We start from the raw sequence: 10,503 nt of genomic DNA, 5'->3' as shown, positions 1-10,503 counted from the left end.
CGCCCGGCTCAGCGTAGCGCAAGCCGGGGAAAGAGGAGATTACCGGCGGCCCAGCGGGACCACCAGCGGCGTATGCGCCACCGGATCTTCAATGATCGTGCAGCGCAGACCGTAAATCCGTTCAATCAGATCGGCGGTGACGATCTCCTTCGGCGCCCCCTCGGCGACGATCCTGCCGTCGCGCAGGGCGATCAGGTGGGTGGCGTAGCGGCAGGCCTGGTTAAGATCGTGCAGCACCGCCGCCAGGGTATAGCCCTTCTCGCGATTCAGCTCGCTCAACAGTTCCAGCAGGTCGATCTGATGGCTGATGTCCAGCCAGGTGGTCGGCTCATCCAGCAGCATAATCGCCGTTTCCTGGGCCAGCACCATCGCAATCCACGCCCGCTGCCGCTGGCCGCCGGAAAGCGTGTCGACGCTCTGCAGCGCCAGATCGCTGATCCCGGTCGCTCGCATCGCCTTGTTCACCGCCTCTTCATCTTCTTTGCGCCAGCGGGTAAACAGCGGCTGGTGCGGATAGCGCCCGCGGGCCACCAGCTCCTGCACCGTGATATCGCCAGGGGTGGTGGCATTCTGCGCCAGCAGCCCGATGCGGCGGGCAACCTCTTTACTGGCGTACTGCTGGATCTGCGCGCCGTCGAGCCAGACGTGGCCGCTGGCGGGCGTCATCAGGCGACTGAGGGTGCGCAATAGCGTCGACTTGCCGCAGCCGTTGGGGCCGATAATGGCGGTGAAGTGACCGTCAGGGATGGTCACGTTCAGCGACTCGGCGATGGTCTTGTTCCCGTAGGCCAGGGTTAACTGCTCGCCGCGCAAACGGGAGGGGACAGCACTCATTTTTTGCGGGACTCCTGAATCAACAATGCAATAAGGTAAATACCGCCGAGGCTGACGGTTAACACGCCAACCGGCAGCTGCCACGGCATAAACAGCCGTTGGGCGCCGTAATCGGCCAGCGCCAGCAGCAGCGCGCCGCACAGGGCCGACTGGGTCAGTCCCCAGCGGGCCGTGCCGCTCAGGCGGCGGGCGATATGCGGCGCCACCAGCGCGATAAATGAGATCGGCCCGGCCAGCGCCGTCGAGGCGGCGGTGAGCACCACCGCCACCAGCATCAGCAGCAGGCGCGAACGCTCGACCTGCACCCCCAGCGCGCAGGCGGTATCGTCGCCCATCTCCAGCAGCCGCATCCGGCGAACCAGCAGGGCGCTGCCCACCAGCATCAACAGGATCAGCGGCGCCGACGGCCAGGTTTTACCCCAGGTCAGGCCGTTAAGCGATCCGGCGTTCCACAGGCCCGCAGAAAGGGCGGTCTCCAGCGAGGCGCGCAGCAGCAGCCAGGTGTTGAATGCCACCAGCATGGCGCGCACGCCGATGCCGATAATGATCAGGCGGAAGGTTTCGATCCCGTTGCGCCAGGCCAGCAGCCAGACCACCAGCGAGGTCAGCACCCCGCCGGCCATCGCCGCCAGGGCGAACGCCGTCAGGTTCTGGCCGAAGAGGACCATTGCCACCAGCACGCCGCTCCAGGCGCCGGTGTTAAAGCCCATCACGTCCGGGCTGCCGAGCGGGTTACGGGTCAGCGACTGGAAAATGGCGCCGCTGACGCCGAGCGCGGCGCCGATGAGCAGCGCCATTAACACCCGCGGCAGCCGCCATTCGTTCACCACCATCGCGACGTTGCGCGGCGCATCGCCGAACAGCGCCGAGAACACCTGGTCAATCGTCAGGGGCACCGGGCCTTGCGCCAGCCCGAGCAGGGAAATCAGCAGGCTGGCGGCCATTAGCAGCAGACAGCTGGCTATCAGGCGGCGGGACGGGGCAATCACAGGCCACCTCCCCGCGGCTGGCGGCGCACCAGCCAGATCAGCACCGGCGCGCCGAGAAAGGCGCTCACCACCGATACCCGCAGTTCGCCGGGCACCAGCAGGCGGCCAATCACGTCGGCAAACAGCAGCAGGGCCGGGGTGGCGAGCAGGGTGACCGGCAGCGACCAGCGATGATCGGCCCCCACCAGCCAGCGCGCCATATGCGGCATCATCAGGCCGATAAAGGCGATGGGGCCGACGACGGCGGTGGCGCTGCCGCACAGGACGGTGATGACGATCAGGCCGATCAGCTGGGTGCGGGCGACGCGGCTGCCGAGGGCGGTGGCGGTATCGTTGCCCAGGCTCAGGCTGTTCAGCGCCCGGCTCAGCAGCAGAGCGGCGATCCCCGCCACGACTACCGGCAGCAGGACAATTTTCAGCGTTTGCAGGGTGCGGATATCCAGCGAACCGGCCTGCCAGAAGCGTAGCTGATCGTAGACGTCCGGGTTGAGCAGGGCGATGCCGTTGGACAGCCCCTCGAGTACCGCCGCAAGGGCGACCCCGGCGAGAGTGAGGCGCACCGGGCTCAGCTGACCGCCGCCCTGGCTGCCGGTAAAGGCTACCAGCAGCGAGGCGCAGAGCGCGCCGCAGAACGCCAGCAGCAGCTGCTCCTGCGGGGAAGTGATCCCGAACAGCGCCGCGCCGAGGACGATGGCGAAGCTGGCGCCGGAGTTGACCCCCAGCAGGCCGGGGTCGGCCAGCGGGTTGCGGGTGAGCGTCTGCATCAGCGCGCCGGCGAGGCCGAGGGCGACGCCGGCCAGCAGACCGGCCAGAGTGCGCGGCAGGCGCGCGTCCAGCACGATAGTGCAATCAGCGCTTTGACAGGTTCCGCTGAAGGCGGTGAATACCGTGCCGATCGGCAACGATTTGGCGCCGATGGTCAGGCTAAGCGCGGCGGCTAAGGCGAGTAATAGCAACAATCCGGGCACGGCGACAGAGCGTACCGCGGTCGTAGAAAACGACATAACTGACATCCCTGATATGATAATGATAGTAATTATCGTTATCGATTTTATTCAGCTATGGTAGCATGACCCACAGTAAAAAGGGTATTAAAAATAACGACAAGGCGCTGTAATGAACCGACAATCCTGGCTGCTCAATCTCAGCCTGCTGAAAACTCACCCGGCGTTTCGCGCCGTTTTTATCGCTCGCTTTATCTCTATTCTGTCGCTTGGCCTGCTGGGCGTGGCCATCCCGGTGCAGATCCAGATGATGACCCATTCGACCTGGCAGGTCGGGCTGTCGGTGACGCTGACCGGGGCGTCGATGTTTGTTGGTCTGATGGTGGGGGGCGTGCTGGCTGACCGCTATGAACGTAAACGCCTGATCCTGTTGGCGCGCGGCACCTGCGGCGTGGGCTTTGTCGGCCTGTGTCTGAACGCCCTGTTGCCGGAGCCGTCGCTGGCGGCGATCTACCTGCTGGGGATCTGGGATGGGTTCTTCGCCTCGCTGGGGGTGACAGCGCTGCTGGCGGCGACCCCGGCGCTGGTGGGACGGGAAAACCTGATGCAGGCCGGGGCCATCACTATGTTGACGGTGCGCCTGGGCTCGGTGATTTCGCCGATGATCGGCGGCCTGCTGCTGGCCACCGGCGGCGTGGCCTGGAACTTTGGCCTGGCGGCGGCGGGGACCTTTATCACCACCTTAACCCTGCTGCGTCTGCCGCAGCTGCCGCCGCCTCCGCAGCCGCGCGAGCATCCGCTGCGCTCTCTGCTGGCGGGGCTGACCTTCCTCTGCCGGAGCCCGCTTATCGGCGGGATTGCGCTGCTTGGCGGTCTGCTGACCATGGCCAGCGCGGTGCGGGTGCTCTATCCGGCGCTGGCCGGTAGCTGGCAGATGTCGGCCGGACAGATTGGCCTGTTGTACGCCGCTATTCCGCTCGGTGCGGCGCTGGGGGCGTTGACCAGCGGCCAGCTGGCCCAGACGGTGCGGCCGGGCGCGCTGATGCTGGCGACCACGGTGGGATCGTTTGTCGCCATTGCGCTGTTCAGCCTGATGCCGCACTGGGCGTTGGGCGCGCTGTGCCTGGCGCTGTTTGGCTGGCTGAGCGCTATTAGCTCGCTGCTGCAGTACACCCTGATCCAGACCCAGACGCCGGAACATATGCTCGGGCGGATTAACGGTCTGTGGACCGCGCAAAACGTCACCGGCGACGCCATCGGCGCGGCGCTGCTCGGCGGCTTAGGGGCGGGGTGGACGCCGGCGGCATCCGCCAGCGCCAGCGGCTGGGCGCTGGCGCTTGTCGGTGTGCTGCTGGTTGGGCTGCTACGCGAGCTGCGCCGTTTCCAGCGCCCGGAAATTGTCAACGAAAGTTAAGTAGGGTGCGCTTGCCCGGTGGCGGCTGCGCCTTACCGGGCCTGGGGTACGGCAGGCCGGGGCAAGCTCAGTAGGCCGGGCAAGCGCAGCGCCGCCCGGCAAAGCGTTCAGGCCGCGTTCCCGGCCTGATGCCCGGTGGCGGCTACGCCTTACCGGGCCTACGGTACTGGGGGACGCTGGCATTGTAGGCCGGGCAAGCGCCGCGCCGCCCGGCAAGGTGTTCAGGCCGCGTTCCCGTCCTGATGGCGCAGCCCGCGTTAGCCGAACAGGCTGGAGAGACGCTGGAGCACCAGCAGAGCGCTGTAGTAGTCAAGGCGGAAGGTCTCGGTGCCCAGCGGGTAGACGCGTTTGCCTGCGACCGCCGGGAGATGCGCCAGCAGCGGGTTGGCGTAGATGGCATCCGCATCTTTCTGGTCGCCGGCGAACAGGAACAGGCTCTGGCCGTTCAGACCGGCCGCGAGGTTCTCCCCGCCCAGTTGCACGATATCGTGGCGTTTACCCTGGCTATGGCTGGCGGGCAGGCCGCCCGGCAGCGTCGCCAGGCTAAAGCCCAGCTGTTCGAGCATCTGCCCCTGAGCCGATTCCGGCGTCCAGATATTGGCGCTGTGCGCGGCGGCGGTATAGACCAGGGCGGTCACCGGCTGCGGCGGCAGTTTCATTTTTTCTTTTAACGAAACGAGCTGTTTATTGAAGTCGGCAATGCGCGCGCTGGCCTGTTGTTCATGACCGGTGATCTGCCCCAGCTGGGTGAGCAGGGTTTGCCAGCTTTTATCGTCATAGTTGATGACCAGCGTCGGGGCGATGGTTTTAAGCTGATCGTACAGCGGCAGGGCGGAGTCGCCGCCGGTCGCGCTCACCAGGATCAGATCCGGCATCTGGGCGGCCACCGCTTCGGCGCTTGGTTCGCCGATGTACAGCCGCGCCAGCTTGCGGGCTTTGGCAACCTCGCTCCACTGGCGCAGAAAGCCCTGGCTATCGGCGACGCGGTTGTTCGGCGTGGTCGCGCCGCTGGCGACCACCGGAGCGTCAATCGCCAGCAGCGAACCGGTAAGCGTCACGCTGGTGGAGACAATGCGCAGCGGCTGACTCGGCAGGGTATGCGTCCCGTAGCTGTCGGTGACCTGGCGCGGCCAGTCCGCCGCCTGGGCTGAGGTAATTCCTAAAAGCAACAGCATGCCGGTCAGCGCACCGCGGCGGCAGAAAGAAAAGAAGTTCACGTCATCGCATCCTGATTTGAAAGGTGATAAATGCGTCTCATTTTCAACTTTGTGTCAGCAGGATGCAAGCCAAAGTGGCGGCGCCATGACGTAACGCGGTTGACATGGCGGGCAATACCTTTTAGGTTAGCCAACCAAAATATAAATGATAATTATTCTTAATATCTTTATCGTTTTTGGAGGATGATATGGAAACGTCACTGGCTGAGGATGTAAAGAAACCGACCCGGACCCTGTCGCCGGACAGCTTCTTCTTTATGTCGCCGTACCGCAGTTTTACCACTTCAGGCTGCTTCCGTCGCTTCTCACAGCCCGCCGTTGGCGGCGATGCGCTGAACGGCGAGTTCCAGCAGCAGATGGCGGCCGCCTTTGCCGAGGCCCGGGCGGCGGGGATCCGCAAGCCGGTGATGGTCGGGGCTATCCCGTTCGACACCTGTCAGCCTTCCGAGCTCTATATCCCCGAGCGCTGGGAAGCGTTCTCTCGCCCGGAAAAGCAGCGTTCCGCCCGCTATGCCGCGCCGCTGGAGGCGATGGAGGTGGTGGAGCGTCGGGAGATCCCGGAGCAGGACGCGTTTTTAGCCATGGTGGAACGCGCCGCCGCGCTGACCGCCACCCCGGAAGTCGACAAAGTGGTGCTATCAAGGCTTATCGATATTACCACCCGCGACCGCGTCGACAGCGGCGCGCTGATGGAGCGACTGATCGCCCAGAACCCCGCCAGCTTTAACTTCCACGTGCCGCTCTCCGACGGCGGCGTGCTGCTGGGCGCCAGCCCGGAGCTGCTGCTGCGTAAAGAAGGACAGCACTTCAGCTCTCTGCCGCTGGCCGGCTCCGCCCGTCGCCAGCCGGACGATGTGCTGGACCGGGAAGCAGGCAACAGGCTGTTGGCCTCCGGCAAAGATCGCCACGAGCACGAGCTGGTGACCCAGGCGATGAAGAGCGTGCTGGGCCCGCGCAGCAGTCAGCTGTCGCTACCGGAGTCGCCGCAGCTGATTACCACCCCGACGCTCTGGCATCTGGCGACGCCGATCGCAGGCACCGCGCTGGCGGAAGAAAACGCCATGTCGCTGGCCTGTCTGCTGCACCCGACGCCGGCGCTGAGCGGTTTCCCGCATCAGGCGGCGAAGCGCCTGATTGCTGAACTGGAACCCTTCGATCGCCAGCTGTTCGGCGGCATCGTCGGCTGGTGCGATGACGAAGGCAACGGCGAGTGGGTGGTGACTATCCGCTGCGCGCGTCTGCAGCAGCGTACGCTGCGCCTGTTTGCCGGCGCGGGCATTGTTCCGGCCTCCTCGCCGCTGGGCGAATGGCGCGAAACCGGCGTCAAACTGACCACCATGCTTAACGTATTTGGCTTGAACTAAGAGGCAAGGATGATTGCATTTACCCGTTGGCCGGAAGAGTTTGCGGCCCGCTATCGTCAAAAAGGCTACTGGCAGGATCTGCCGTTAACCAATCTGATCACCCGTCACGCGGAAAACGACGCCGTGGCGATTATCGATGGCGAGCGGCAGATTAGCTACCGCCAGTTTAACCAGCTGGTGGACAACCTCGCCTGCTCGCTGCAGCGCCAGGGACTGAAGCGCGGGGAGACCGCGCTGGTGCAGTTGGGCAATGTCGCCGAGTTTTACATGACCTTCTTTGCGCTGCTGCGCATCGGCGTCGCGCCAGTGAACGCTTTGTTCAGCCACCAGCGCAGCGAACTTAACGCCTACGCTGCGCAGATTAAACCGGCGCTGCTGATTGCCGATCGCGAGCACGCGCTGTTTGCTGACGATAGCTTTCTCCACGCGTTTATCGCGGAACATCCTTCCCTGCGCGTCGCACTGTTGCGTAACGACGGCGGCGAGCGCGATCTGGCGACGGAGATTAACCGCCCGGCGGATAACTTTATCGCCAATCCAACCCCTGCCGACGAAGTGGCCTTTTTCCAGCTCTCCGGCGGCAGCACCGGGACGCCGAAGCTTATCCCACGCACCCATAACGATTACGACTACAGTATCCGCCGCAGCAACGAGATCTGTGGGATTAACGCTGAAACGCGCTACCTCAACGCGCTGCCGGCGGCGCATAACTATGCGATGAGTTCCCCGGGTTCGCTCGGCGTCTTCCTCGCCGGCGGGCGGGTGATCCTCGCCGCCGACCCGAGCGCCACGCTCTGTTTCCCGCTGATTGAACAACATCAGATCAACGTTGCCTCGCTGGTGCCGCCGGCGGTCAGCCTGTGGCTGCAGGCGATTCACGAATGGGGCAGCAACGCCCAGTTGCAATCGCTGCAGCTGTTGCAGGTCGGCGGCGCGCGCCTGTCAGCGACCCTCGCCGCGCGCATTCCGGCGGAAATCGGCTGCCAGCTGCAGCAGGTGTTCGGCATGGCGGAGGGGCTGGTGAATTACACCCGCCTTAACGATAGCCCGGAGCGGATCATCAATACCCAGGGCTGTCCGATGTGCCCGGACGATGAAGTGTGGGTAGCGGATGCCGACGGCAACCCGCTGCCGCGCGGCGAAGTGGGCCGCCTGATGACCCGCGGGCCGTACACTTTCCGCGGCTACTACAACAGCCCGCAGCATAACGCGGAAGCCTTTGACGCCGAGGGGTTTTATTGCTCCGGCGATCTGATTTCGATCGACGAAGATGGGTATATCACCGTCCAGGGCCGGGAAAAAGATCAGATCAACCGCGGCGGCGAGAAGATCGCCGCTGAAGAGATCGAAAACCTGCTGCTGCGCCATGAGGCGGTTATCCACGCCGCGCTGGTCAGCATCGAAGACAATCTGCTGGGCGAGAAAAGCTGCGCTTATCTGGTGGTGACCTCGCCGCTGCGCGCCGTCGCCGTGCGCCGCTTCCTGCGCGAGCAGGGGGTGGCGGAATTTAAACTGCCGGACCGCGTGGAGTGCGTTGCCGCGCTGCCGCTGACGCCGGTGGGCAAAGTCGATAAAAAACAATTACGTCAGTGGCTGGCCGAAGGCAAGCTGGGCTGAAGGAGAACAGATAATGGCAATCCCTAAATTACAGGCATATGCGCTGCCGGAAGCCAGCGATATCCCGGCGAACAAGGTCAACTGGGCCTTTGAGCCGTCGCGCGCCGCGCTGCTGATCCACGATATGCAGGAGTATTTCCTCAACTTCTGGGGCGAAAACAGCGCGATGATGGAGAAAGTGGTGGCTAATATCGCCGCCCTGCGCGACTTCTGCAAACAGAACGGCATTCCGGTGTACTACACCGCCCAGCCGAAAGAGCAGAGCGATGAAGACCGCGCCCTGCTGAATGATATGTGGGGGCCGGGTCTGACCCGCTCGCCGGAGCAGCAGCAGGTGATTGCCGCGCTGGCGCCGGATGAAGACGATACCGTGCTGGTGAAATGGCGCTACAGCGCGTTTCATCGCTCGCCGCTGGAGGAGATGCTGAAAGAGACCGGTCGCGACCAGCTGATCATCACCGGCGTTTACGCCCATATCGGCTGCATGACCACCGCCACCGATGCTTTCATGCGCGATATCAAACCGTTCTTTGTCGCCGACGCGCTGGCAGATTTCAGCCGTGAAGAGCACCTGATGGCGCTGAAATACGTCGCTGGCCGCTCCGGCCGCGTGGTGATGACCGAAGAGCTGCTACCGCTCCCAGCCTCCAAAGCGGCGCTGCGCGCGCTGATCCTGCCGCTGCTCGACGAATCCGATGAACCGCTGGATGATGAAAACCTGATCGATTACGGTCTGGATTCGGTGCGGATGATGGCCCTGGCCGCCCGCTGGCGCAAAGTGCACGGCGATATCGACTTCGTGATGCTGGCGAAAAACCCGACCATCGACGCCTGGTGGGCGCTGCTCACCCGCGAGGTGCACTAATGGCGGCGCTGGATTTTCGCGGTCAGACCGTGTGGGTGACCGGCGCAGGTAAAGGGATTGGCTATGCCACCGCGCTGGCTTTCGTCGAGGCCGGGGCCAACGTCACCGGGCTCGACCTCGCCTTTGACGGCGAAAGCTACCCGTTTGCCACCGAAACGCTGGACGTCGCCGATGCCGACCAGGTACGCGAGGCATGCAGCCGGCTGTTGGCGAACACCGAGCGTTTAGATGTGCTGGTGAACGCCGCCGGGATCCTGCGCATGGGCGCTACCGACCAGCTGAGCGCGGAAGACTGGCAGCAGACCTTCGCGGTCAACGTCGGCGGGGCGTTCAACCTGTTTCAGCAGACGATGGCCCAGTTCCGCCGTCAGCGGGGCGGGGCGATCGTCACCGTCGCCTCCGATGCCGCGCACACGCCGCGCATCGGCATGAGCGCCTATGGCGCCTCGAAGGCGGCGCTGAAAAGCCTGGCGCTGACCGTCGGGCTTGAGCTGGCGGGCTGCGGGGTGCGCTGTAATCTGGTGTCGCCGGGCTCCACCGATACCGATATGCAGCGCACCCTGTGGGTCAGCGACGATGCAGAGCAGCAGCGGATCCGCGGCTTCGGCGAGCAGTTTAAGCTCGGCATCCCGCTGGGTAAAATCGCCCGCCCGCAGGAGATCGCCAATACCATTCTGTTCCTCGCCTCTTCTCACGCCAGCCATATCACCCTGCAGGATATCGTGGTTGATGGCGGCTCGACGCTGGGGGCGTAAATGGCCTGGAAGCGAGAGCTTACGCTGGCGGCGCTGAACGCCAGCAGCGAAAATACCATGGTGGCGCATCTTGGCATCATCTACACCCGACTGGAAGAGGGGCTGCTGGAGGCGGAGATGCCGGTGGATGCGCGCACGCATCAGCCGTTTGGCCTGCTGCACGGCGGCGCTTCCGCGGCGCTGGCGGAGACGCTGGGCTCGATGGCCGGTTGGCTGATGACCGAAGAAGGGCAGTGCGTCGTCGGGACTGAGCTTAACGCCAGCCATCACCGGGCCGTCTCCAGCGGGAAAGTGCGCGGCGAGTGCCGTCCGCTGCATCTTGGCCGCCAGAGCCAGAGCTGGGAGATTGTGGTGTATGACGAGAAGGGGCGGCGCTGTTGCACCTGTCGTCTGGGCACCGCGGTGCTGGGCTAAGAAGCCGCTGTTTCCCCGGCTTGCGCTACGCTTAGCCGGGCTACGTATCGGCGCAATGGGGTAGCCCGGATAAGGCGCAGCGCGCCGCCA

10 protein-coding genes are annotated in these 10,503 nt (G+C 64.4%); 6 read left to right on the top strand and 4 right to left on the bottom strand.

The features are described from left to right. Window positions 1-39: 39 nt before the first annotated feature. From fepC to fepD, 3 genes are read right to left on the bottom strand one after another with little or no spacing between them, the layout of a single operon-like run. On the bottom strand, window positions 40-834 hold the full coding sequence (gene fepC / locus HMPREF9538_RS26565; RefSeq protein WP_002893737.1) for an iron-enterobactin ABC transporter ATP-binding protein: 795 nt from the start codon (window positions 832-834) through the stop codon (window positions 40-42). Further along, entirely contained in the window at window positions 831-1,823 is a 993-nt protein-coding gene (fepG, locus tag HMPREF9538_RS26570; RefSeq protein WP_020316691.1) for an iron-enterobactin ABC transporter permease, read from the bottom strand. Before fepG ends, fepC begins: the two co-directional genes overlap by 4 nt. Continuing rightward, window positions 1,820-2,827: a Fe(3+)-siderophore ABC transporter permease gene (fepD, locus tag HMPREF9538_RS26575; protein ID WP_004176917.1), complete on the bottom strand. Its 1,008-nt coding sequence runs from the start codon at window positions 2,825-2,827 to the stop codon at window positions 1,820-1,822. The genes fepG and fepD overlap by 4 nt, the downstream gene beginning before the upstream one ends. Before the next feature lie 112 nt (window positions 2,828-2,939). Between fepD and entS the strand changes: the two genes are divergently transcribed. Continuing rightward, a complete protein-coding gene (gene entS, locus HMPREF9538_RS26580) occupies window positions 2,940-4,181 on the top strand; it encodes an enterobactin transporter EntS (RefSeq protein WP_009483787.1) in 1,242 nt (413 codons plus the stop codon). Window positions 4,182-4,438: 257 nt separating this feature from the next. On the opposite strand, the gene fepB is transcribed toward entS, so the two are convergent. After that, on the bottom strand, window positions 4,439-5,398 hold the full coding sequence (gene fepB / locus HMPREF9538_RS26585; protein WP_004147526.1) for a Fe2+-enterobactin ABC transporter substrate-binding protein: 960 nt from the start codon (window positions 5,396-5,398) through the stop codon (window positions 4,439-4,441). A gap of 188 nt (window positions 5,399-5,586) precedes the next feature. Here fepB and entC point away from each other — a divergent pair, with 188 nt between their 5' ends. From entC to entH, 5 genes are read left to right on the top strand one after another with little or no spacing between them, the layout of a single operon-like run. Next, window positions 5,587-6,762 carry an isochorismate synthase EntC gene (gene entC, locus HMPREF9538_RS26590; protein ID WP_004176916.1) on the top strand — a complete coding sequence of 392 codons (1,176 nt, stop codon included), beginning with the start codon at window positions 5,587-5,589 and terminating at the stop codon, window positions 6,760-6,762. Between the two features lie 9 nt (window positions 6,763-6,771). Then, window positions 6,772-8,379 (top strand): (2,3-dihydroxybenzoyl)adenylate synthase EntE, encoded by a 1,608-nt coding sequence (entE, locus tag HMPREF9538_RS26595; RefSeq protein WP_004147529.1) that lies wholly within the window; start codon window positions 6,772-6,774, stop codon window positions 8,377-8,379. A 13-nt stretch (window positions 8,380-8,392) separates the two neighbouring features. Next, window positions 8,393-9,244, top strand: coding sequence for an enterobactin biosynthesis bifunctional isochorismatase/aryl carrier protein EntB (gene entB / locus HMPREF9538_RS26600; RefSeq protein WP_004183356.1), 852 nt, complete (start codon window positions 8,393-8,395; stop codon window positions 9,242-9,244). An 8-nt stretch (window positions 9,245-9,252) separates the two neighbouring features. Further along, entirely contained in the window at window positions 9,253-9,999 is a 747-nt protein-coding gene (gene entA / locus HMPREF9538_RS26605) for a 2,3-dihydro-2,3-dihydroxybenzoate dehydrogenase EntA (protein WP_086556062.1), read from the top strand. Beyond that, window positions 10,000-10,413 carry a proofreading thioesterase EntH gene (entH, locus tag HMPREF9538_RS26610; RefSeq protein ID WP_002893892.1) on the top strand — a complete coding sequence of 138 codons (414 nt, stop codon included), beginning with the start codon at window positions 10,000-10,002 and terminating at the stop codon, window positions 10,411-10,413. It begins immediately after the preceding gene. Window positions 10,414-10,503: the final 90 nt, after the last annotated feature.

It is taken from the genome of Klebsiella sp. MS 92-3, from assembly GCF_000195655.1.
In the GTDB taxonomy this organism is placed as follows: Bacteria; Pseudomonadota; Gammaproteobacteria; order Enterobacterales; family Enterobacteriaceae; genus Klebsiella; species Klebsiella pneumoniae.
Note: the sequence above shows the minus strand (reverse complement) of the source record. Positions and strands in the feature narration are given on the sequence as shown.